The sequence below is a fragment of the Oceanobacillus senegalensis genome (assembly GCF_900176885.1).
Lineage (GTDB): Bacteria > Bacillota > Bacilli > Bacillales > Amphibacillaceae > Oceanobacillus > Oceanobacillus senegalensis.
The window spans coordinates 2943008-2967995 of sequence record NZ_LT839648.1; the positions used below are offsets into that span (position 1 = coordinate 2943008).

A 24988-nucleotide genomic window follows, 5' to 3' on the forward strand; every position below is an offset into this window, starting at 1 on the left:
AAAATATGCAACGAATTGACCTGCCGTAAATGCTAAAACAATAAACATTCCCATGGATGCCATTGTGTCTGTCATTTGGCCCGCTACATCTTTATCATTGCGAATGGATTTGGTTACCATCCCATAAACAAGTCCTGGAATAAAAAACAAAATCGCAATAATCGGCACTAAGGAGCTCATGAATGGTGACTGAATAATTTGATCCATCCAGTTCCCTTCCGTACCACGCATCGGTGCATTCTCTGGTAAAATAAGTAAACTCATGAGAATAACAGAGACAATCACAGAAACTCCAGCCCAAACAATCCCTTTTTTCTCGGCAGATGTTAATGTTTCTAATTTTTCACGATATTCTCCTTTATACTCGCCCAAGCGTGGTTCAACCACACGTTCCGTTACCCATGCGCCAATAAAAGTAAGAATAAATGTTGAAACAATAATAAAGTAATAGTTCATCGCAATACTCATATTGTCTGCATATGCAGGATCGATAATTGCCGCACCAGCAGTAGTCAATTCACCTAATAGTGCATCGGTACCTGATAGGAATAAATTTGCACTAAATCCACCAGAAACTCCTGCAAACGCTGCTGCTAAACCAGCAAGCGGGTGACGACCTAATGCTGCAAAGATTAACGCACCAAGTGGAGGTAGAACAACATATCCTGCGTCAGATGCCACACTAGACATAATCCCTGCAAATACTAGTCCTAATGTAATAAATCTCTTAGGAACAGATAATACGAACCCTCTTAGTAGGGCACTAATTAAACCCGAGCGCTCCGCTACACCAATACCAAGCATCGTTAAAAGAACAACTCCTAATGGTGCAAACCCTATGAAATTATCCGTCATGCTCGTAAATATATATTGTATTCCTTCAGCACTTAATAAATTTTTAATTTCAACCATTTCCCCTTCGTTACCAGGGTGTTCTACACGAATTCCTAATGGCTGTAATAATGCTGAAAGGAGAAGAACCGCTAAAGCTAAAATTGCGAACAATGTAACAGGATGTGGGAGTTTATTACCAACCACCTCAATCCCATCCAGTGAACGCTGAAACAAACCTCTTCTTTTATTACTCATAATTACTTCCTTTCTTTCACCATATGGATAATATTCTGAAAAATACTTCTTATTTTGTACACCAAGCTACATTATAAAATGTGTTATTACTATTGAGAACCCATTTTCCAGAAGTAAAAATTGCAACATATTTCTCCATATTTCGAGTAATTACTTTAATGACTCTGAACTTCAGTCCTTTTATTGGAGTTAGCACCTATTTATTCAGTGTTTCTTTTATCAGTAATATTTCAATTTATTGGTGTTCCACTCTTTTTATCAGCGGTCCTTTCCTTTTATCAGCTTTTCCTTCACGTTTATCGGCGTTCCTTCACGTTTATCGGCGTTCCTTCACGTTTATCAGCGTTCCTTCACGTTTATCGGCGTTCCTTCACGTTTATCAGCGTTCCTTCACGTTTATCGGCGTTCCTTCACGTTTATCGGCGTTCCTTCACGTTTATCGGCGTTCCTTCACGTTTATCGGCGTTCCTTCACGTTTATCGGCGTTCCTTCACGTTTATCAGCGTTCCTTCACGTTTATCAGCTTTCCTTCACGTTTATCGGCGTTCCTTCACGTTTATCAGCGGGCCATCCAATTTAGCAGGGTTCGCGCTCATGTTTTCGGATACCTTCTAGCGCTCTCCACTAATTTGAGTCTTATCCCTCCAAAACCTTCATTCAAAATACGAATTCCCCCTCATTCCAACCCATTTATCGGAATTCTCTAATTGATAAGCCAGCTGTAATAATTGATCTTCTTCTCCCTTTTGCGCCATTACCTGAACACCTAAAGGAAGACCATCACTCGTCATATGAACCGGTACGGACATGGCTGGTTGTCCCGTAAGATTTGCTAACTGTGTAAATGGTGAATAGGTTAAGCTAGGTAAAAACATGTCATAAATAACTTGTTGCTGCTCAAAAACATTCCGAGCTGAATGAATCTCTTCTAGTAGTTTTTCTCTTACCTCTAGATTTGGTGTTAGTTCTCCTACCTTTGGTGCATGATATGCCGTTGTCGGTGTTATGTAAAAGTCATACATTCGGTGAAAATTCGCCATTAATTCTGCAGCATGATCCCAAGAGGACAGGCTTGCAGAATACATTGCCGCTGATACCGATTTACCCGCATGGTGAAGAAGCCAGGACTCAATTTCCATATCATCGGCTGTTAGCTCTCTTCCCAAAGCCTGTTCCAACCCAATGACTGTTGCATTCATCTCTCCACTATTCATCAAATAATAATCCTTCATAAGTCTTACTCCATCTACCGGGCAATCAGCTTCTTCCACTTGATGTCCATTTGACTTAAGCCATTTTACCGTTTTCTTCACTGCCTGAACTGCCTCTTCTGAAACTGGCGAACCAACAGGAGATTTCGTGGAAAAAGCAATATGTAATGGGCGATTAAAATCTTCCACCATCTTTTGTTTATAACTTCCAGAAAATAATGGGGTTTGAAAAGCAGCCTCTGGTTGGACTACCTGAAGCACATCAAGCATTGCTGCGCTATCCCTTACAGTTCTACTTAATACAAAGCTAATCGCTGCACCTTGCCATTGTCTTCCATATCCCGGTCCAACTGGTGTACGACCTCGTGTTGGCTTAAGACCAAAAAGACCAGTAAAAGATGCCGGAATTCGAATGGAACCGCCTCCATCACTCGCACCAGCAATAGGGACAACTCCCGAAGCAATGGCAGCTGCTGCCCCTCCACTAGATCCACCAGGTGAATAATCAGGATTCCACGGGTTTCTAGTTGGACCATATAATTCTGGTTCTGTGATATTTTTCAAACCAAACTCCGGAGAATTGGTATGGCCCATAAAATGAAACCCAGCTTCACGGAGTTTTTTTACAAAATAGGAATCATGTTTGGAGCGATTTTTTTGAAGGAGTCTGGAGCCTGAGGTCATTAGCTCACCTTCTATATTTTGTGAAAGATTTTTTAGTAACAAAGGGACACCATTAAATGGTGCACCTTCCAAGGATAGCTGCTCCACCTCTTTTAAGGCACGTTCCTTTCTTACGTGTGTAACAATATTCAATGTATCCTGCACATTTTCTAATTGCTCGAATGCAACCGTTAGTAATTCTTTAGAACTAACCTCCTTCCTTCTGATTAAATTAGCCATCTCTGTCGCATCTAATGATAGATAGGTTTTTATATCCACGCAATCACCCCTAGCACTTTTTAGGCTAAGTCTAACATCTCTGTAAAATAGTTCCAGTTCTAAGGATTGTCAGAGCTTGAGCCCGTATTTTTGCGAACCTTCCTCACCCTTCTCTTCCTTATTTTCACTTCTTTCTTCCCTTGATTTTGTTGTTGTTCTCCCTGGATATTATTCTGTTGACCTTTCTGACTTACTTGCACACCAACTGGTTCTGCTTGAGTATTTTCTCCTTGATTTTGCCCTTGCTGACCCTGCTGTTCACTTTGCGTACCTTGCATTTCTTGAGCTTGTTGGTTTACTTGCATACGTTGCGTACGTTCCATTTCTTGGGCTTGTTGGTTCTCTTGCTTCCCCTTCGAACTCTCATTTTGCATTTTCCCTTGCTGGCTCTTTTCATTTGAAAGAGGTTGATTTTCGGGCTCTTTCTTTTCTTTCGCTTGTCCACCTCGATTCTGTTTCTTTCCTTGTTGTTGATTTGCTTTCCAAGGATGAAAAGAAAATGGAACCCCTACCATTTTGGAAACAGTCTCATCATAAGAAACAAGGTCACTTTTCACTACTTCACCTAATGAACGTTTTCCCATCGCTCTTATCGCAACTTTCATTTCCTCAATGGAGGCCGTTAAAAATTTCGTAGCAGCTTTTACACCATTTTCTTTTTTAAATGAATGACTGAATTTCCCCTCGTTCCAAACCACCTGTGTTGGTGGTTCAAAGGGAAGCGCATTCAATGTTTGTTTATGTGCTACAGAGAAAAGCATAGCAGATCCCACATAGACAGCATCTGCCCCTAATGCTAATACCTTTAAAAATTCGCCTGGTGTAAACAATCCACCAGAAACAATTAAGCTTATCTTTCCTTTCACTTTCCTTTTTTCTAGATGGTTGCTGGCACGAACGACGGCATGTAGTGTCGGTATTCCAAAATCATCAGATAGTATGGGAGGAGCACCATGAGTTGCCGCCTGTGCCCCATCTACAGCTATGACGTCTACCCCTAATTCAATCAATCGATCTAACTCCTCTTCCAAATTTCCGCCAGCACCAATTTTTGCACCAATAGGCACGCCACCTGAAACATTTCTGAGCTCCTTCACTAAATCCTTTAGATCCTTCAGGGTTTGATTTTCAAAAAAGTTATCGAAAATAACGGCATCCTCGCCCTCCTTAAGACCCATCACCTCTCGTGCTTTCCCCGTTAAGTTCTCGGGTGATATTCTCCCACCTGTTCCAAAAAGCGCACCTTGGCCAAGTTTAACTTCAATCATATCTGCACGTTTAAATAAATGATCTTCTTTAGACCATTCCGATTTAGAAAATTGCAGAATATACTTATCAGCTGCCTCCAACTCTTCAGATGGAATGCCGCCCTCACCAGAGTTAATTGCCGTCCCAGTATTTTTAGCTGCTTCCGCTAAAGATAATCTTACTTCCTCACTTAAAGCAACCCCATAGGCCATTCCACTAATTATTAACGGGATATCAAGTTCCAATGGCTTTTTTGCTTGTGGTCCTATCGTTACACTTACATCGACCTCCTCATCACCATCAACCGGAAAGGTAGAAACCTGTGCTGGAATAAAGGTAAGACTATCTAAATGTGGCCAATCTTTGGTTGAACCTAATGGCCGGTGTAATAAGTCCCCTGTTTCCGCACGTAAATTATTTTCAAGAGAGGTTAGTATTCCCATATGCTTAAATCCCGGTATCATTTCAATAATGTTCTCTTGATAGCTATCCGTAAAAATAATTCCTCCCATTTTCTTCACCATCTGCTTCAACATCCGGCGCCAACCAATCAAGACAAAAAAAAGGATGGTGCCCATAGACAACAGAATAAGGGATAAATTTATTATTGGTATCATTTCCGTTACTCCCCTCCTCTCAATCTTTAGAATTTATTCACCAAAGGCTATTTTCAATTCGATGATTGCTTTTTCTCTTCCTTCTTCCAAGGTGGATCCATATCTTTATGCAGTTTCTGATTTATTTTATAAGTTACATATGGTACTAAAAAGGCTAAAGCGGTGCAAAACATTCCTAGAGTTGATGGCATTCTCTCCATTATCATATTCCACATTAATCTTGTTCCCCCTTTTGTCGCATACGAACAGAGGTACCTGGTTCTGTGACATTTGCCTTCACATTGATTTCTATATCAGATTGCGAAAAGTAATTTTCCCCATGATCCCAATCTTCTTTTATTTCCTCCCATAATTTATTATGATGAATTCGCAAATACCTATCGAATTGTAATACATCTACCTGTAGGTCATCCTTTACTTTTTCTAACGTCTTTTCTGCCATCGTCTTAATTCTTCTTTGTAATGCTCGTTCAAATTTCCTTAATGACTTATTTTTATACAGATCCATTGTTCCAAAGTACTCTGTTATTTGTGCCGTTATATTGATATCTACTTGAAAGGTTAGGTTGTTCTTATCATTATTTGTCAGTTTGTATTTACTGTCCCCTTCGGTTATGACGAACGACGTCTGTTTACCTTCAACCTCCGATATAACACTGCCCCGTTGATTTCTGCCAATTATAAAATGAAGGCCTTTTGCCTCATCATCTTTCAATGTGTCCACTAATCGACTTGTTTGTCCATGAAATAATGCTACTCCTTCATATTCTATCGTTTTATCCGAAACCATCGAAAGTAATGGAATAGTGTAACTTTTCCCCATTAATAAATTTTCTTGTATATCACCAAGTCTCGTCGTTTCTGACGTTATCGGAGATTCATTATTTTCCATTAATTCCGTGATATATTTTGATGGAATTTTTATATGCTCTGGCTCTACATATAGAAGATCCTTTGCCTTTTCATCTGCTATTGCCAGAATGATACCTCTACGCATATTTTGTTGACGGACAAAAACATCCAAAATATCTGCAAATAACTCCTTCTTTTTAGCAAGTTCAGAAGAAACAATAATTAGATCTAAATGTTCGACATTTGTTTTTCGATTAAGTTGTCTAGAAATATTTGTATTAATTTCAAAAAGACTTTCACTAGAATCACCTACATTTCGAAATGCTTGGCCTCCTCCAGGCTGTGTAGTTGTACCTAGACCTCCAGGAACAACAACTTGCTCTGTCATCTCAAAAGTAATTTTTCCTCCATGTTCCTCTGCTAGATCTACCGCAACCCCAGAAACAAAGGCCCTCTCCTCCAATTCCACCTCATCCCAGCATCCAGTAAGGAGAAGTAACATAACGGAAAATAACGAAATAAGGGCAATCACTTTTTTATTCCCCATGTCGCTTTCCTCCTCTGATGCCATACATGACCCATAGTAGAACGGTGACCATTCCGGAAAGCCCCCAACCAGAATAACTCACCCAATCTCCAAATTTACTTATTTCTAAAAAATTGTTTGGAATCAGAGAAATAAGGAATATAATCGGTGATAGTATAAAAATAATTTTTACTTTTTTTACCTTTGGAAAAATGGAATTCAATGCATAGACAGTAACATCGAAAGCCATCATCGTAGTTGTAAAGATGGCCATAATCCAAATAACAAAAAATATTGATTCCATTCTTTCAAAAAAACCGCCTGGAATCTCAACAGACTTTGTTAATTCAATAAAAGGTAAGCGAATAACTTCTGTTGCAGGCTGACCAAATACCGCAATACAAGTTAAATAAACGAACAAATAAAGGCTAACTGCCCAGAACATACCAAAAGCAGCTTTACCTGGAGCTTTTTTGGGTTCCTTCACCAATGCCATATAAAAAAATAGGATACCAACCCCCGTGAAGGATAAGGTGCTATTCCACGCCCCTTGTAAATATCCTTTTACATCGGTTGTGAACACCGGTAGAACGTTTCCAACCTTCATATAACCAATAGAGAAAAGGATTAATAATCCCGTTGTTATAAATATAATCGGTAAGAACATAGCATTCAGACGGAATAGACCAACACGTTCACCTGACACACTATAAACAACTACGAGTAAAAATGTTAGTGCTACAACCTCGACTGGAGTTCTGTCAAACAAATATTGATGAGAAATATTTGTAATCATACGAACCTCAAAAGAGGTTAACGCTATTCCCTGAATAGCAAACAAAAGGGTTAAACAAATAGCAACAGGCTTTGTAACAAGGGATGAGGAATAGGAAAGAAAGGTTTGGTTAGGAAACTTAGAGGCTATTTTCGCTATAACCCATGTGAATAAAATAGCTATGATTCCGGATAACATGACAGAAACCCATCCATCGGAGAATTTGGTAGATTCAGCTAACGCTCTAGGAAACGTTAAAACACCAACCCCAATAGTCATTGAAGATACTGCAATCATGATATCCCTTGATTTAATCTGTTCATCTGCGTATTTAAAAGTAAACATGAATTTAGTTCCTTTCCTTCCGAGAGGATATTGTAGCTACATCCATTTATTTCTTTCTTCTTGACAAAATGCCAGTAGACTTTTTCTTTGTTGTCTTTTCCTCTATTTGAATATCTTTTGACACCTCGTCCTTTGCCTTTAAATAGGCTGGCCTTGTGGTTAGTTTTGTTATTGGAGCACGGATGACAATATCTTTCAAGTCTTTCCAAAATGTCGGTGCAAATGGAGTTGAATATGGTACACCAATACTTTTTAAATTGACGATATGTATATTCATCATGATATAAACAAGAATGACACCATATAATCCTAGAAAGGATGCCGCAAGAATATTAGCAAATCGCAATGCCCGAAAAGCAATTGCCATGCTATAGGATGGGACACTAAAGGAAGAGATAGCAGTCAGTGCCGTCACAATAACCATAATGGGACTAACAATTCCTGCACTAACTGCCGCTTCCCCAATCACCAACCCACCAACAATGCCAATCGTTTGTCCGACAACTTTTGGAAGCCTTACCCCAGCTTCATGTAAAATCTCAAAAGTTAACGCCATTAGAATTGCTTCAACCGGTGCAGGAAAAGGGACCCCTTCCCTCGTAGCTGCAATCGAATATGCTAAGGTACTTGGAATCATACCAGGATGATAAGAAACAAGTGCAACAAAAAGCCCTGGTAAGAAAACCGCAAAAAAAGCAGTCAAATAACGTAACAACCTCAATAAACTGGCAGAAATCCATCGTTGGGTATAATCTTCTGTGGAATACATGGCATCCCCAATCGTGACAGGAGCAATAAGTGCAAATGGGGTTCCATCAACAATAATTCCTACTTTTCCTTGCATGAGATTGGCGGATACCCTATCTGGCCTTTCTGTATCTAGTATTTGTGGGAATGGGGATAAAAAGCTTTCTTCAATCCATTGTTCCACAACTGACGAATCAGGTACATAATCAATATCCATCGTCTCTAGCCTACGGTTAATTTCATCTACTAATTCAGGATTTGTTATTCCTTCTACATAACACACCACTAATTGTTGTTTCGAACGCTTCCCAACCTCATGTTGTTTAAAACGTAAATTCGGATCCTTAATATCCCTACGAATTAATGCTATATTCGTATTAATATTTTCAACAAATCCATCCCTTGGACCGCGGATTAATGTTTCCGATTCCGGCTCAGTAATAGAACGACTTTCACCACCAGTGGTCCCCATAATTAATACTTCTTCTAATCCATCCAAATAAAAGGCTGTATTTCCATTTAAAATAGCGAATGAAACATCATCTAAGTTGTTGGTCCTTTTAATATCCGTAATAGCAATGACTTCTTTATGTATATTGTCTAAAACGTTCGTTTCAAATTCCTTTAGATTAAGCTGTATTGACTGTAAAATATTCTTATTAATTAGCTCCTCGTCCGTTATTCCACTAATGTAAATAACAGCAGCCCTCTTATCCACCCCACCTATGATTAATTCACGGACAACTAAATCACTAGGATTCCCTAGCATTTGTTTAATATTATTTACATTATCATCTAAATTTTTAGTGATTTTATTTTGAAATCCTTGTTTTGATTGCATTTGTCTTTCTATCTGTTTTTTGCTTTTTAAACGATTAAAAATGGAACCTCTCGCCATTTCATCCCCTCGATTGCAGAAATTTATTCCTCCTTCTTTTTCCCAATCTCGTCTTTTTTATGCAAATAAATAACGGTAACCAATTTGAATAACAAGCTCTGTAATAGATAAACTAATAAAGCCTGAATTAAGAAAATGGAGGAAACATGAAGATGGATAGGCGGATATCCTTACATTATCTGATACCCAGCCATTGTGGTTCTCAGTCAATTTAATCAGCAAGCAGAAAATCATGACATACGGAAAAAATTAGAGACGGATTAAAAATGCACAAAAAGCAAAAAAGTCAGCTGGAGACATTCTTCCATGAGGAAAGTCGACCACTACCAATTGGATCACCACATGAGTACAACCAACCCAAGGAAACGGACTTTGTGAAAAAAGTAAATGGTTGATGAATTACACGAGTGAGGAGATTGCATTATATGCTGAAGATGGGGCAAGTATAATGATTAAGAATTGGGTGGTTAGAAGACCACCGAGAATGGTCCATTGAGAAGAACTAGCAAAAACGAAAGGCGGGAAGTGAAAAATTGAATAACAATGAAAACATGGAACTAACAGCTGCAGAGATTTATACATTATGGTCGCAATACCAAGAAAAAACCTTGGCAATATGTATATTAAAGCATGCGTTAAATCATGTAGATGATAATGAGATAAAAGCTCTTCTAGGGGATACTTTAGATATCATGAATTCTCATATAGAAAAATTAACCCATTTTTTTCATAAGGAACAGTATCCAATTCCAAAAGGGTTTTCTGAAAAGGATGTAAATATCCAAGCCCCAAGGATTTTTTCTGATAACCTTTACCTTCTTTATATTCTAAATTCTTGTTATATAACCCTTGGTATGTACGCAATGCATCTTGCAAGTGCAGAGCGTGAGGATATTATCGAATATTATAATGAAAGCTTGACACAAGCACAGAAATACCATCAGCGCGCAAAAATGCTAGCAAAGGAAAAAGCAATATATACTCCATCACCACATATTCCAAAGCCTGACAAGGTGGAATTTGTAGAAAAGAAAAGCTTCCTCAATGGATGGTTTGGGCGTCGACCTTTAATGGCTAGTGAAATTGCAAACCTTACATTTAATGCACAACGGAATGCAATAGGTCAAGCTGCTATTACTGCATTCAGTCAGATCGCATCTTCAAAGGAAGTGCGAAAATATTTTGAAAGAGGAAGAGATATTGCAGGAAAGCATTTTGAGATATTTCATTCCATCTTAAATAATGAATATTTATCTGAGGGATCCTCCATCATGACTTCAGAGGTTACCGATTCAACCCAATCTCCCTTTTCGGATAAATTAATGATGTACCTTGTAACCGGTCTCATTTCAGCTGGAATTACACAATATGGAAAGGCAATTGCCGAAAGCCCTAGACATGATCTAGGTTTGCAGTATTCTCGTCTAACGATGGAAATAGCCAACTATGCAGATGACGGTACCAAAATCATGATTGATCATGGATGGATGGAGCAACCTCCAATGGCCACCGATCGAAAAAATCTGGCTAAATAGGGACTCTTATGGAATCAAACATCAATCAAAAAAGTAAAAAATTAGAAGCAATCCTATGGAGTATTGCTCTTCCTGGTTTTGCTCAATTATTAAATAAAAAATATGTTAAAGGATTATTATTAGTTGGCTTAGAATTTATTATTAATGTTATGGGTAATTTTAATACGATTATTCTCCTTAGCTTTAATTTTAAAGTGGAAGAGGCGATTACACAAACAAATTATGGTTGGTTAATGTTTTATCCTTGTTTATATTTTTTCGCCATGTGGGATGCATATAAAGATGCTGGCGGCGGACGTGATAAGCCATTTGCCTACTTACCATTTGTGTTCTCGGCCTATTTTGTAACCATTGGTGTATTTTACTCTCCTGCACTTAAATTATTCGGTCATTCTATCGGACCAATGTATTCAGGATTTCTATTTTTGCCAATCGGTATAAGTATCGGAGCCATTATCAGATGGATCCTAATAAAAATATATACGAAACCCAATACCAGTTAGTCGCTCTCTTGTACTTCCTACACTTCGCTGTATTTTTCAACCACGAGAGAGCGATTAACATTTGGTGTTTGTTATGATAGTAGCTTTTTATGTTACCTGCTATTTCCCTGAGTTCATCATACATAAACATGATAATAAACCCCCCCATCTTTTTTATAAAGAAAAGAGAGGCTTAAATAAACCCTAAGAATTCAGTTTAATACGTGCTATAAATAGCTTCACATTCTTCTGCAGTCGGTTCATAAAAACAATGACTTTTATAACGCCCAACAAATGGCTGGTCATACCAGGTTGCAGGGCAATCTTGAGGTGGCCTAAAATACCATAGACTATATACTGCAGGCCATAACCTTGTTCCTTTAACCGCTTTGCGAGCTAATCTTTTCTCACTTTCTCTTGCCCTTTGGTAAAAGTAACCATGTGTTACCGCTTCAAAGGCATGTGGTTGAAAAACCATTTGTGGTATCGTACGAATATCTTCAAAGTCAGAACATGGAACTCTTACCCGGTTAATACCTACATTTCCAACCATTAGCATCCCCTGCTTCCCCTCACCTTCTGCTTCTGCTCGAAGTAATCTTGCCAATAGATTAATATCCGATTCATTATATTGAACAACAGCCATGTATGTCCCCCCGCTATCTTTCTTCAAACTTATATGCTAAAGCCTCGAAAACAATTATATTAAAGGCTAACTGGATAATCATTACTTAACACAAGTAACATGTGTTATCATCACAATTTACCATATGCAAATCCTACTTAAAAATTGAATAGCGAAAGATGGTGCATGGATGTAGTCATATGTTTTATTACCGAGTAGCCTCTACTAATCCCCAAAGCTATATCATTGCTCATAATACATTTAAAATTGGGTAACATAACTCTATACTTAATAATTTATAGGAGGTTGCCAATGAATGAAAAAAAGATACCCCTGACATCTGCTGAGATTGCAGGTCTTTGGACGGGGTATATGAATGATAGTATGTCGATATGTATTCTCAAACATATGCTAAAGCACATACAGCATCCGGAAATAAAAACGATTGTACAGTTTGCCTGTGATATCTCAACTAAACATATAGAACAATTACTTGCCATTTTTAAAGAAGATCATTTTGCCGTACCAAACGGTTTTACGGAACAGGACGTTAATATGGATGCTCCATGGCTATTTACGGACATGTTCTGCTTAACTTATGTAAATCACATGGCTAAAGTAGGAATGATATCCTACAGTGGATTTATCTCTATGAGTACAAGAAAGGATATACGCCATTACTTTACAGGGGCTTTATCTGAAACATCTAAGCTCTATAACGAATCTACAGATATTGCCAGTTCAATGGGGATAAATGCCAGACATCCAATTATTGAGGTTCCTCATGAAACAGATTATGTGGATAGTAAGAAATACTTTAGTGGGTTAAATCCTTTTAGTGAAAACAGACCATTAAATGCCATAGAAATCTCCCATCTATACCAGAACATCATGACAAACTCCGTCGGGATAAAATTATGTCTCGCTTTTGCTCAGACATCACCAACAAATGAGGTACAAGAGTTTATGCTTCGTGCTAAGGATATATCGAAAAAGCATGTAAAACATTTTGTTGATACGCTATTAAAAGATGAAATTCAAACACCACATTTACCTGATGTGAGTGTTAGCGACTCGACAAGCCAAACCTTTTCAGATAAGTTAACCATGTTTCATATGTCACTCATTATGGCAGCTGGGATTGGAAATTACGCTACAGCTGGAGGAGCAAGCCAGCGAAGTGATTTAATGATTAATTATGAACGCTTATCTTTAGAAGTTGCCAGATTAGCCAAAAGCGGTGCCGATATCATGATAACGAACAACTGGCTTGAACAACCACCCGGAATTAAAGATAAGGATAAATTAGCACGATATAAATTTGATACGAATAATTAATGCCTATGGAACTTCCAGATTATTGTCGAGTACCATTAAAACAAAAGACTAACGTATTCCCTAATCATGGAGAATACGTTAGTCTTTTGTTAATATGAATCTTCAATCAGTTGGGGATTCTTTCATCCCCAACTGAAACAAAGGAATAAAGGCTAAAGTCGCAATGTCCGCCCCAACACATCCTAAGATCTATGTCTCTAGACCCGAACGAAGCGGGCCTTTAAGGGCTCTTTTTCCTTTTTGCATCTATCAAGACATACCTTCTTTACATACTATAGTAGTCAAAGGATTATTCATTTAAAGGAGGATGTTATATTGACTAAACAAAAAGATTCATATGACTCACAACTAAAAAAGTACCCTAATATCCTGGTAATTCTCGTTGATGAAGAACGATTCCCACCTGCCTATGAAAATGATGAAATCAAATCATGGCGTAAAGATAATTTGAAGACACAGGAATTATTACTGGAGCATGGAATGACCTTTTTAAATCATTATATTGCAAGTACGGCTTGCGCTCCGAGCCGAACCTCTCTGTATACTGGACAATACCCTTCCCTACATGGAGTGACTCAAACAACAGGTATTGCGAAAGGGGCTTTTGATCCAGATGTCTTCTGGCTAGACCCGAATACTGTTCCAACGTTTGGAGACTATTTTCGTTCTGCTGGTTACCAGACTTTTTGGAAGGGAAAATGGCATGCCAGTGATGAAGATATATTAATCCCGGGTTCACACGATGCCTTATTAAGCTATTATCCCCATACAGGTAAAACAGATACTGAAAAAGAACAACTTTACCTTCATGCCAACCAACTTGATTCTTATGGATTTAGTGGGTGGATTGGTCCCGAACCACACGGAGCGAGTCCGAGAAATTCAGCTTCCTCAGCAGCCAATGGAATTAGCGGACGTGATGAAATCTATGCGAAAGAAGTAGTTGAATTATTAGAAGACCTTAAAAGTAAAAAAAGTGACAAGCCTTGGCTCATTGTCTCTTCTTTCGTTAATCCTCATGATATCACCTTATTTGGACTACTCACTCAACTAAATCCATCTTTTAAGTTTTCCATAGATCCTTCTGTACCTTTCATTCCCCCTGCTCCTACAGCCAACGAGGATTTACTTACCAAACCATCAGCACAAAAGAGCTATAAAGAAGTGTATCAAAAAGCGATACAACCAACATATGACACTACTTTTTATCGCAGGCTCTATTATTCCCTTCATAAGCAAGTAGACAAAGAAATGTATAAAATTTTCCAAGCACTTAAAAATTCCCCGTTTTACGAAGATACTATCGTCGTATTTACAGCAGATCATGGTAGTTTAGTAGGGTCACATGGTGGAATGTTTCAAAAGTGGCATAACGCATATGAAGAGTCCCTCCATGTACCATTCATTATTCACAATCCGAAGCTATTTTCAGTATCCAATGAAACAACCATGCTCACCAGTCATGTGGATATTGTACCTACTTTACTAAGTTTAGCGAATATTAACGTACGAGACGTGCAAGAAAAGTTAAAAAAAGACCATACAGAAGTTCACCCTTTTGTTGGCAGAGATTTACGTCCTCTAATCCATGGTAAGTCAACATTCTCAAGGGCCAATGAAGCCTTATATTTTATGACAGACGATGAAGTTACGAAAGGACTTAATCAAGTAAATGTAACAGGTGAGCCATATGAGGCCGTCATTCAGCCAAACCATATAGAATCCATTATTACCAAACTCCCAACAGGCAAAAATCAAATAGAAGAGATTTGGAAGTTTTCCCGCTACTTCGATAACCCGCAATTCTGGAGTGACCCAAATAATGAAGATAGGGTGACAGAGAAAAATAAGGATAAACCCGTTTCAGAAACGAAGTATGCCTCTATATGCATTACTACAACACAATCCCATCCTATTCCAGACCAATTTGAACTCTATAATTTAACAAGAGACCCATTTGAAGAAATCAATTTAACTCATCCACAACATGAAACAGCAGAATCAAAAATCATACAACATATCCTTACCAAAATCTTAAAAGAGCAACGTAAACAAAAGCGATTATCCCCGTTAAATCGAATCCTTTAATGAATAGCCTTTTAAAAGAAATATAAACAAGACTGCTTGAATAGAAGATGGGGAATAATAAAAGTGTTTAACTCCCAAACAACGAACCATGCACTACCTTTTTTGTAAATTTCCTCACCGCTTAGAGTAGTAAGCTAACTTAAAATAGCAGCCAACTATTTAAGTATGGTAGAATAGGTCAAAATCGCACTTAGCAAAATACAAAAAGAGGTGAAAATATGTTTGATAAAATTAGAAGACAACTGAAGAATATGGCACGCGGAAGCAGTAGTAGAAGGCACCGTTACTACGGAGGTAGTAGTAGTAACAGGAGACATCGTTATTACAAAGGAAGTAGTAGTAGCAGACGCCATCGCTACTATAGAGGGAGTAGCAGTAGTAAAAGACATAAATATAATCCTTTAAGTGGTAGTAAACGCTATAAACGCAGAGGATGGGGAAGTAGCAGCTAAGCATCCGTTATTGACGATTCTCACAAGCTTGTACTGCCACATAAAGATCATCCAATATCTGCGGAATAGTAAGGTATGGTTCATCTATTCTTAGTAGTTTTTTTAATAGGAATACGGTCTCTTGTCTTAACAAAAGTTCTTCTGTCCACGGGAGGGCTTTTTTATTTTTAGAAGGATAGGTTGTATAAAGCAAATATAAAAGGATATCTCCTAAATCATAGTAGTCTTGAAGCATCCATTCCTCTTTTTTTATCGGAGGATAATTAGGTTTCACTTGTTTCGCCAAGCCAAAATCGATTAAATAAGGTTCATTGTCCTTTAATAGGATGTTGGGAATCCGTAAATCAAGATGAAAAATTCCCTTATTATGAAGATAATCAACTAATTTAATTAATTTAGCAATAAAAAGTAAAGACTCTTTTTCATGAAATGTTTTCTGATTTAGAAAAATTTCATCCTCCATGTTTACTCCATCAATATAGTCCATTACGTAAAAATAATGACCTCTCTCTGAAAAGGTCCCATAAAACTTAGGCATATGATTATGTTTTAGTTTCTCCATGATGGATACTTCGTTATAAAACAGCTTGATTTCATCCATATTTCTGCGCTTACTTGGCCTTAGTTGCTTTATTACTTTCTTTTCCTCCGTGTGCAAATCATAGCAAAGATAGACCATTCCATAACTTCCAATTCCAATCATATCCAAAATTCGGTAACGGTGATGTAAAATTGCTGCTTCTTTTAAAGGGGTGTCTACTATAAACTGATAGACTTTTCGAATAGGACGTAGCATGATTGACTCCTTTTTTAGATCCAAAGTATAGCATTGTATAGCATTTCTCTGTATAGGGTTGATTACCAACATGCTATTATTCTAATTACATATAGTATAGCATGAATACTGCTTCATCATCTTAGTAAAAAAAACGTTCATCACTAATAAAGTGATGAACTGAATTTCAAATTATTCTATTGGTAATTCCAAATCATTAGAGACCGGGACAAAAGAATTTCCCTGGGCAAAGCCCGAAAAGCTTCGGTCTATAAACCGCTCCGAAATATGTCCCAACTTCCTATAATTCATATCAATGAAAGATAAATAAATATTTACTTCAAAAAGTATTGACATAGGTTTTTATTTTAATTATACTTTAAAAAGTAAAAAGACATATAGTAATAATCTAACTTGATAGATGATACCCCTAAGTATGATGAATATCGCAGTTTAATAAGCTATAGTGCTTATACTCCTGATACTTCCGCTTCACTTGTTTCATCGCTTTCCTCTGTTACAGGATCAGGTTTTACATAATCAATGGTTACGATTGTTTCTTCATCATCATGATTGAATGTACAGTTACTATATTGTTTTTTAATATCTGCTACTTGAATAGTATGACCGATTTCAAAATTAGTGATATCAATTTCAATCTCATCAGGGATATCATTCGCTTTTGCTGTTATATCCAATTCGTGAAGGAATTGTTTAGCGATTCCACCTGTTTTCTCACCTTCAGATGTTCCTTTTAGAATGACACTGACTTTTGTATCAATTTCTGTATTTTCATCAACTTGAAGAAAATCCACATGAAGTATCTTACTATTTATCGGATTAGTTTGATAATCTCTTAAAACAACATTTTTTGATTTTCCATTAAGATTTAGAGATAAAATTCCATTTCTACCAACATCTCGTATCACTTTTAATAAATCTAAACTTTTAATAGAAATAGATTGGGTATTAATGTTACTTCCATAAACAATCGCTGGAATCCCCCCATCATTTCTCAATCTCTTCAAAGTAGACTTTCTTAAATCCTTTCTTTCTTGGGCTACAAGTGCATTCATTTTACTTCCACCTTTCTAATTATACACATCTTAGACTTTCATTTTACATAGAAATGTCTAATAACTATTAAACTATCTTCCTATACTAGTATAAGTAATCCTGCATTTTATTTCAAACGCACTTGACGATAGTGGAGTGGTATACCTCTTTTCGTGCCAAATACTTTAAAACACCTTGAACTTAACCCACATTTTCCAATTGGAGAATGTGGGTTTTGGTTTACAAAATCAAACTGCCTTAATAGCTTACAAATTATTATTTGCACTATCGGCTTCTATAATTCGATGGGGGTGCGTATAAATATTTAATCGATTGCCACGTGTAAAGCCTATTACTGTAATACCTAAGTCATCTGCCAATTGTAAAGCAAGATTGGTCGGTGCTGACTTAGAAACAAGGATTCCCACACCCATCTTAGAAATCTTCAGTAATACTTCAGAAGAAATTCTACCGCTAAAAACGACTAATTTATCTCCAAGTTTTATTTTATTTTGGATAACATGCCCATATAACTTATCTAACGCATTATGTCTACCAATATCAGAACGGATGGTAATTATCTCATCGTGTGTTGCAAGTGCAGCATTATGAACTCCACCCGTTTTAATAAATTGTTCTGATTTTGTTTGAAGTGCATTCATTAATGTAAAACATTGGTTCACCGAGATAGAAAGTTGACTCATAATTGTTTTTGCTGTTCGAACATCATTTTTAAAATAAAACTGCCGACTTTTTCCACAACAAGAACCGATGAACCGTTTGGAGTGATCCAGCTCGAAAACGTCTAAATCCTTTTTTAATTGAATGTAGGAAAATCCAAGTTTCTCATCTATCGATATTGATTTTATTTCATCATAGAAACGGATAACCCCTTCAGCCGCAAGAAAACCTACTATAAGATCTTGAAGATTCGTTGGCGTACATACGATGGTCGCAAACTCCTTCCCATTCAATATAATGGTAAATGGCTTTTCGATTGCAACCTCTTCTTGTAGGATAGACTTAGAATCTCCATTAAATCGAATTATTTCCCACCCATTCTTCTTCATATCATTCATTCCATTTCACCTAACCTAATTCCATCTCAAGCTCCTCAACTCTCTTTTCCGCATATTTCGTATCTTTATGTGCAAAATATGTTTCCGCCTTTTCCAAGATAACGGCTGTATTATATTCCGGTATACCTGCATATTTTTCATAAACACCTTTTGGTACAAGTGCATTTCCTTCTGGCCAGTGTACTTCTATATTTCCTTCTTTTATTTTTACAAATTTGGCATTACCATGAAATGTACCATATTGATTAAAAGCAACAACAGGATCGCCTTCTTTTATGCCTAGTTGTGTTGCATCTGCTTCATTCAAAAGTAGGTCATAACGATCTGCATCATTAAATGGGTCTGTTTCATTATAAATCATCGAATTAAATTGTTTCCCACGTCGTGAGGTTACATAAAAATGTCCTTCTGGCTTACGTAGTTCTGGTAGTTCCACTGTAATGAGATTCCCTTTTCCATCTGGTGTTGGGCATATCCCATCTTCACATAGCCATGCACCTCCCCATTGAAAGAAATCTCCCCTATCTTTCAAATGTTGAATTCCATCATAATTTGGTGCCGCCTTTGCTATTTCCTCCCGAATTTCAAATGGATTTTTAAAATCAATTAGATGTTTTTCATCCGGTTTTACTCTTTTAGCAAGGTCAACGTAAATTTCCCATTCTGCCCTTGCTTCTTCTATACGTGGTCCCTTTATTTCCGGTGAAAAATATACCATCCTTTCTGTAGAAGTAGAGGTTCCTCCACCGGGTTGCTCATACCGTGTCATCGCTGGTAGTACAATAACCGCTTCCTTGGCATCTACGAGGGTTGACGTGTTAAAAATGATATCCTGATGAACACGAATATCTATATTCTCTAAACATTGCTTCACAAAATCAGGATTGGGCATCGTTTCTAGAAAATTACCACCAGATAAATAGTAGAGTTTAAGTTTTCGTTCATGATCATCTGGAAGGAGTGCATTCTCTAAGGAAACACCAACAATGTCACCTTGCCATGTTGGAATATCGAACCCCCAAATCGACTCCACTCTATTTCGATTTGCTTTATCCATACCCCCACCTGGAAGTACAAACGGGTCTGCTCCCATCTCCCCTGAACCTTGAACTCCAGAGTGCCCACGAATTGGCATTAGGCCACAATGTTCTCTTCCCAAAAAGCCTCTAAGCAAGGCTAGATTTGCTACCTGTGATATATTATCCGTACCAAATCGATGTTGTGTTAGTCCCATTGACCAAACAAATACCGCAGATTTTGATTGAGCAAGAAGATCTGCTAATTCAATCATCCGTTCTTTCGTTAATCCCGATGATTTTTCTAACTGCTCCCATTCATAGGCAACAACTTTTTCCCTCAACTCCTCCAACCCATTTACACGCGATGAAACAAATTCATGATCGATTGCAGAACCATAAGCACTTTCCTCCATTGTAAACCAATGCTTCATGATTCCATGCATAAAAGCAATATCTCCACCAATATTAACTTGATAGACATCATCTGCTATTTTCGTTCCGAATAAAGCCGACTCTGGAATGGAAGGAACCCAGTAATTATCCATTGCAGGCTCATGATATGGATTTATAATGATAATTTTTGTACCCTTACGCTTTGCCGCATACATATATTTCGTGGAGACTGGTTGATTATTTGCTGCAACAGAACCCCAAAAGACAAGGACATCTGTACCGATCCAATCTTTATAGCTACATGTTGATGCACCAACACCAACAGAACGATTTAATGCTGTTTTTGATGGGGAATGACAAATACGTGATGCATTATCAACATTGTTCGTACCTAGAAACCTGGATACCTTCCCTAATGTGTAATATGCTTCATTCGTAATTCCTCTTGACGTAGTATAAAATGCAAATTTCTTCGGATGAAGCATCTTCATTTTAGTTGAAATTTTATCCAATGCATCATCCCAACTAATACGACTAAATTTCTTTTCTCCTGGTTTACGAATAAGTGGATACGGAATTCTGCCTAATTTACGCAATTCTGTACTACTCATTTTGCGTAAATCAGTAATATCAGCATGTAAAAATTTCTCATCCATAGCAGGCATCGTACTTAATCTTAGGACATTTAGACGGGTGGTACATAAATGTGGACCTGTTAACGTTTGATCCCTAAGTCCCGATACTCCAAGAGCACAACCATCACACACTCCTTGCGTGAGAATTCTCTTTGCATACGGAAGATTATCTTTATTTTCCCAAAGTACTTTCATTGTATCGCGAATATGATGTGGCTTCACTTTCCCAAGACCGAACGGAACTTTACTTACCCAAAGTGACGAGTCTGGTTTTCTAGGTAGTTTAACTGGACCAGTATGCTTTGTTTCCCCCACAGACATCCCTCCAATAAAATATATTAACCTTCTATCTACTGAACTCAACTTAAGATTGTTTAATAATGTAGGAATAAAATGGACTACTAGATATATATATTAATTATAATGAAGGATCTTTATAATAGGCTATGTTCTACCATTATAATAACATACTAATAAAAATATTTTAACATTTATAACTTATTTAAATTATTGAAATATTTATTCTAAACTGTTATGATTGAGATTAGAGACATATTGCTTATTACAAAGACATCTTTAATAACAGATTATTTAAGGAGGTTTTTTGGTGAGTAACAAAGCAGTAGTGTATGTTAAACCTGGTGAAGTCGAGGTACGAGATATCGGTTATCCAGATTTAGTACTTCGTGATGGTCCAGGAGTCAATCCACTTAATGTAGGAAGAAAATGTAATCATGGTGTTATCGTAAAAGTAATTTCCACAAACATTTGTGGAAGTGACCAACACATGGTTAGAGGACGTACAACAGCACCCAGTGGATTAGTGCTTGGTCATGAAATTACCGGACAGGTTGTTGAAGTTGGTAGTGATGTTGAATTTATTGAAAAAGGTGACATCGTATCTGTTCCATTCAACATCGCATGCGGTCGTTGTGATAATTGTAGAAAACAGGATACTCATATTTGTACTAATGTTAATCCTGATCGTCCAGGTTCTGCATATGGATATGTAGATATGGGTGGTTGGGTTGGTGGACAGTCTGAATATGTGATGGTTCCATATGCAGACTTCCAATTACTAAAATTCCCTGACAGAGATCAAGCATTAGAAAAAATACTAGATTTAACCATGCTATCAGATATCTTCCCTACTGGATACCATGGAGCAGTCAGTGCAGGTGTTAAAACTGGTTCAACAGTTTATGTTGCAGGGGCTGGACCGGTCGGATTAGCTGCTGCGCATTCCGCTCAGCTTTTAGGAGCATCTGTTGTTATTGTTGGTGATTTAAACGAGGATCGCCTCACTCAAGCAAGAAGTTTCGGCTGTGAAACGGTGAATTTACGTGAACATGATGATCTCGGCGAACAAATTGAGCAACTATTAGGCACGCCTGAAGTGGATTGTGCAATAGATGCTGTTGGTTTTGAAGCTAGCGGACATGGTAGAGATGCTGGTGAAGCTCCTGCTACTGTATTAAACTCCATTATGGACGTAACTAGAGCAGGTGGACGATTAGGTATTCCTGGTTTATATGTAACAGGGGATCCAGGCGCAGCCGACAAGGATGCAAAAGAAGGTACACTTAAAATCCGCTTCGGTCTAGGATTCGCAAAAGCACATACATTTGTAACAGGGCAAACTCCTGTTATGAGATACAATCGAGACCTAATGAAAGCCATTTTAAGTGGTAGAGCACAAATAGCAAAAGCCGTTAACGCTACTGTTATCTCACTTGATGAAGCTCCTAATGGCTATAAACAATTTGATGGCGGTGTATCAAGAAAATTCGTCATCGATCCACATAATATGATTAAAGAAAAAAGTTACTTAACCGCAAGTAAACAAATTTCCAACTAGTTTTGGAATGAATTATAAAAACACCAAGTACGGAGTTTCACCCCATAACTTGGTGTTTTATTTTGTGAATTTTATATCCTTTTATATCAATAATTGGTTTATAATTGGTGATTCTCTTTCTGTATAAAAGAATCCTTTTTATCAACATTAAACAACATGGGTATACAACAGGTCTGGAATAGATAGGCGTTTTTATTCAAGAAATTTCTATCATTAAATGAATACATTCCTAGTTCTAGTAATCTCATGTAGAAAGTTTTTCGTATGCGATAAAAATCCTAATTAGAAAAATAATTCCGTATCGCTTCTATCACGATACGGAATTATTTTTCTAATTACTCTTCTTAGTTTAATATTGCCACAATTTGATCGTTAAAGATAAATAGGTAGATTGCGCATGCTAGCGACCTGCACCAACATTCAAACTTTCAAAAACGTTAACTGCCGCCTGCGCTACTTGAACATCATGTTCTACACTACTTCCACTCACACCTACAGCCCCAACAACCTTACCATCCTGTTTAAGTGGGATACCACCGCCAAATACTACAAGTCTTCCACTATTTGTTGTATTCAACCCATAAAGCTCAGCTTTCGGAACCGTTGCATCGGCTAAGTTAGAAGTAGGCATTTTCAGTGCAACAGAAGTCCAAGCTTTATTTTGAGCTATTTCTACACTTGCAAGCCAAGCGTCATCCATGCGATGAACAGCAATAAGATTTCCACCTTCATCCAAAACAGAAATGACCATATTAACACCAAGTTTTTTTGATTCTTGCTCAGCACCTTCAATTAGTTTTTTCGCTACTTCTAAATTTAATTTACTCATTATCAATTCCTCCTATTATCAATCATTTTGCATTCATCCAGTAAAAATGGTTCAGCACTGATAGAACATTATATGATATTATCAGATTCCTCCCTTTATGACGTTTAATAGGTTAATTCTATGATAAGCTACCTCTATCATAGGTGGTAGCTGGATTCAGGTAAAATAACTATTATAGATACCTGTAATCTGTAAAGCTGATATCCCATATCAGACGTTTCTCTATTGACTTTTAAATTAATAAAGGGAACTTTCAATCATCTAGGTTTTCTTTCATAGGGGGTATTACTGCCCCTTAACCTGCGAGAAAACTATATAATAGTAGAATCAACTCCCATCTTTGTTCTTCTTATGCAAGCTTCAATTTAATTTTTTGCTTTCATAGATAGACTAGGTCGATTTATACGGAAGAGGGAAATGTCATGGTCGGTTTCACCTGAAATGGCTAGTTGAGATAAAATCTCCCCGACAACACTAGCAAATTTAAATCCATGACCCGCGAACCCAGCCGCAATAGAAATATGTGAATGTTCCGGATGCTTATCAATAATAAAGTGGTCATCAGGAGTACGTGTGTACATACAAATGACACCTTTTTTCAGCTCCCCTGATGCTTCCGGCATGAAGCGATCCAAGAACTCACGGATATGTCCTTCGTCATTTTCGCTAGATCCAAAATTGCGATTCATGGTATCTGGATCAATCGCATCAATATACTCATGTCTCCCCACTTTTACTCCACACCCTCCAAAAGATGGGAAGCCATAATAAATAGCCCTTGAATGACCATTTGGAACTTCTACCATAAACGTTGGGAATGCATTTGCATTAAACAATGCTTCATTTGCTTCAAACCAGGCAACAGGTTGACGAGATGGCACAAGTGGTAGGTTCAGACCAACGTTGGAAGCCAGCTTTCCATTCCAGGATCCAGCACTAAGTATTAGCTTATCCCCAGTAAAACTGCCCTTTTTGGTAATTACTTTTACCGAATGATCATACGCCTCAATCGTTTGAACCGGGTCATTCATAGAAAGTTCAGCCCCATGAAATTCAGCTAGTTCTCGATATGCCTGGATACAGTTTTCACTAAACAAAAATCCTGAATCCGGCTCGTAGAATGCATCATAGTCATCTGGAACAGTTAGCCCAGGGAATCGATCCTTCAACTCTGCACCATTTAATCGTTCCACATTCAAGTTGTATTCCTTAGCACTTTCGATTGCTTCGTCAATAAATGGAGCATTCCCTTTTTGTCCAAAACCAATGGCACCACTTTGCATAAATATTTTGTGATGCGTCTTTTTTTCTAGCTCATTCCACAATACCTGCGAACGAAGTGCCAAAGGAACATATTCTCGTCCTTCCCCATAGGCATGACGAATAATTCGGGTCTCACCATAATGACTTCCTTGATCATGTGGCGGATCAAAGGCATCTACTAGTAACACGTTAACTCCTTGTCTAGCTAAATAATACCCAGCTGCCATTCCCATGGAACCAGCACCAATAACAATAACATCATAATGTTTCGTCATCTTTATCCCCCCTCGTATTTTATGGTTACACTCCAA

General features: G+C 37.6%; 19 protein-coding genes and 1 pseudogene. 6 read left to right on the forward strand and 14 right to left on the reverse strand.

The features are described 5' to 3' along the window. From CAO17_RS14165 to CAO17_RS14190, 7 genes and pseudogenes are all read right to left on the reverse strand, one after another. A partial coding sequence (locus CAO17_RS14165) for an AbgT family transporter (protein ID WP_085993334.1) occupies positions 1-1089 on the reverse strand: 1089 nt, incomplete at its 3' end. A gap of 653 nt (positions 1090-1742) precedes the next feature. After that, entirely contained in the window at positions 1743-3242 is a 1500-nt protein-coding gene (locus CAO17_RS14170; protein ID WP_085993335.1) for an amidase, read from the reverse strand. Positions 3243-3709: 467 nt separating this feature from the next. Next, a pseudogene (locus CAO17_RS14175) lies at positions 3710-5107 on the reverse strand (FMN-binding glutamate synthase family protein); the annotation flags it as partial. A gap of 53 nt (positions 5108-5160) precedes the next feature. Continuing rightward, positions 5161-5322 (reverse strand): hypothetical protein, encoded by a 162-nt coding sequence (locus CAO17_RS21115; protein ID WP_179151962.1) that lies wholly within the window; start codon positions 5320-5322, stop codon positions 5161-5163. Beyond that, positions 5322-6506: a Ger(x)C family spore germination protein gene (locus CAO17_RS14180; protein ID WP_179151963.1), complete on the reverse strand. Its 1185-nt coding sequence runs from the start codon at positions 6504-6506 to the stop codon at positions 5322-5324. Before CAO17_RS14180 ends, CAO17_RS21115 begins: the two co-directional genes overlap by 1 nt. Then, positions 6496-7605, reverse strand: coding sequence for a GerAB/ArcD/ProY family transporter (locus CAO17_RS14185; RefSeq protein WP_085993338.1), 1110 nt, complete (start codon positions 7603-7605; stop codon positions 6496-6498). The genes CAO17_RS14180 and CAO17_RS14185 overlap by 11 nt, the downstream gene beginning before the upstream one ends. A 46-nt stretch (positions 7606-7651) precedes the next feature. Continuing rightward, a complete protein-coding gene (locus tag CAO17_RS14190; protein ID WP_179151964.1) occupies positions 7652-9250 on the reverse strand; it encodes a spore germination protein in 1599 nt (532 codons plus the stop codon). A gap of 266 nt (positions 9251-9516) precedes the next feature. On the opposite strand from CAO17_RS14190, the gene CAO17_RS21935 reads away from it, so the two are divergent. The 3 genes from CAO17_RS21935 to CAO17_RS14200 all read left to right on the forward strand — a co-directional run bounded on the left by CAO17_RS21935 (position 9517) and on the right by CAO17_RS14200 (position 11288). Next, a complete protein-coding gene (locus CAO17_RS21935) occupies positions 9517-9645 on the forward strand; it encodes a hypothetical protein (RefSeq protein WP_281252939.1) in 129 nt (42 codons plus the stop codon). Positions 9646-9783: 138 nt separating this feature from the next. Then, on the forward strand, positions 9784-10785 hold the full coding sequence (locus CAO17_RS14195; RefSeq protein ID WP_085993339.1) for a DUF3231 family protein: 1002 nt from the start codon (positions 9784-9786) through the stop codon (positions 10783-10785). Between the two features lie 8 nt (positions 10786-10793). Beyond that, positions 10794-11288 carry a hypothetical protein gene (locus CAO17_RS14200; RefSeq protein WP_085993340.1) on the forward strand — a complete coding sequence of 165 codons (495 nt, stop codon included), beginning with the start codon at positions 10794-10796 and terminating at the stop codon, positions 11286-11288. Positions 11289-11484: 196 nt separating this feature from the next. On the opposite strand, the gene CAO17_RS14205 is transcribed toward CAO17_RS14200, so the two are convergent. After that, a complete protein-coding gene (locus tag CAO17_RS14205) occupies positions 11485-11913 on the reverse strand; it encodes a cell wall hydrolase (protein ID WP_085993341.1) in 429 nt (142 codons plus the stop codon). A 291-nt stretch (positions 11914-12204) separates the two neighbouring features. Between CAO17_RS14205 and CAO17_RS14210 the strand changes: the two genes are divergently transcribed. Both CAO17_RS14210 and CAO17_RS14215 read left to right on the forward strand, forming a co-directional pair. Further along, positions 12205-13230, forward strand: coding sequence for a DUF3231 family protein (locus CAO17_RS14210; RefSeq protein ID WP_085993342.1), 1026 nt, complete (start codon positions 12205-12207; stop codon positions 13228-13230). A 315-nt stretch (positions 13231-13545) separates the two neighbouring features. Next, the gene (locus CAO17_RS14215) at positions 13546-15318 is read left to right on the forward strand and encodes a sulfatase family protein (protein ID WP_085993343.1); all 1773 of its coding nucleotides are present in this window, start codon (positions 13546-13548) and stop codon (positions 15316-15318) included. Positions 15319-15777: 459 nt separating this feature from the next. On the opposite strand, the gene CAO17_RS14220 is transcribed toward CAO17_RS14215, so the two are convergent. From CAO17_RS14220 to CAO17_RS14235, 4 genes are all read right to left on the reverse strand, one after another. Next, complete coding sequence (locus CAO17_RS14220) at positions 15778-16566, reverse strand: serine/threonine-protein kinase (RefSeq protein WP_085993344.1); 789 nt, start codon at positions 16564-16566, stop codon at positions 15778-15780. 449 nt (positions 16567-17015) lie between these two features. Then, on the reverse strand, positions 17016-17621 hold the full coding sequence (locus CAO17_RS14225; protein ID WP_085993345.1) for a 50S ribosomal protein L25/general stress protein Ctc: 606 nt from the start codon (positions 17619-17621) through the stop codon (positions 17016-17018). Positions 17622-17867: 246 nt separating this feature from the next. Beyond that, positions 17868-18680, reverse strand: coding sequence for a formate dehydrogenase accessory sulfurtransferase FdhD (gene fdhD, locus CAO17_RS14230; RefSeq protein WP_085993346.1), 813 nt, complete (start codon positions 18678-18680; stop codon positions 17868-17870). Positions 18681-18690: 10 nt separating this feature from the next. Then, complete coding sequence (locus tag CAO17_RS14235) at positions 18691-21042, reverse strand: FdhF/YdeP family oxidoreductase (protein WP_085993347.1); 2352 nt, start codon at positions 21040-21042, stop codon at positions 18691-18693. A gap of 289 nt (positions 21043-21331) precedes the next feature. On the opposite strand from CAO17_RS14235, the gene fdhA reads away from it, so the two are divergent. Continuing rightward, the gene (gene fdhA / locus CAO17_RS14240) at positions 21332-22585 is read left to right on the forward strand and encodes a formaldehyde dehydrogenase, glutathione-independent (protein WP_085993348.1); all 1254 of its coding nucleotides are present in this window, start codon (positions 21332-21334) and stop codon (positions 22583-22585) included. Positions 22586-22985: 400 nt separating this feature from the next. On the opposite strand, the gene CAO17_RS14245 is transcribed toward fdhA, so the two are convergent. Both CAO17_RS14245 and solA read right to left on the reverse strand, forming a co-directional pair. Beyond that, positions 22986-23414 (reverse strand): GlcG/HbpS family heme-binding protein, encoded by a 429-nt coding sequence (locus CAO17_RS14245; RefSeq protein WP_085993349.1) that lies wholly within the window; start codon positions 23412-23414, stop codon positions 22986-22988. Between the two features lie 365 nt (positions 23415-23779). Continuing rightward, the gene (gene solA / locus CAO17_RS14250) at positions 23780-24952 is read right to left on the reverse strand and encodes an N-methyl-L-tryptophan oxidase (RefSeq protein ID WP_085993350.1); all 1173 of its coding nucleotides are present in this window, start codon (positions 24950-24952) and stop codon (positions 23780-23782) included. Positions 24953-24988: the final 36 nt, after the last annotated feature.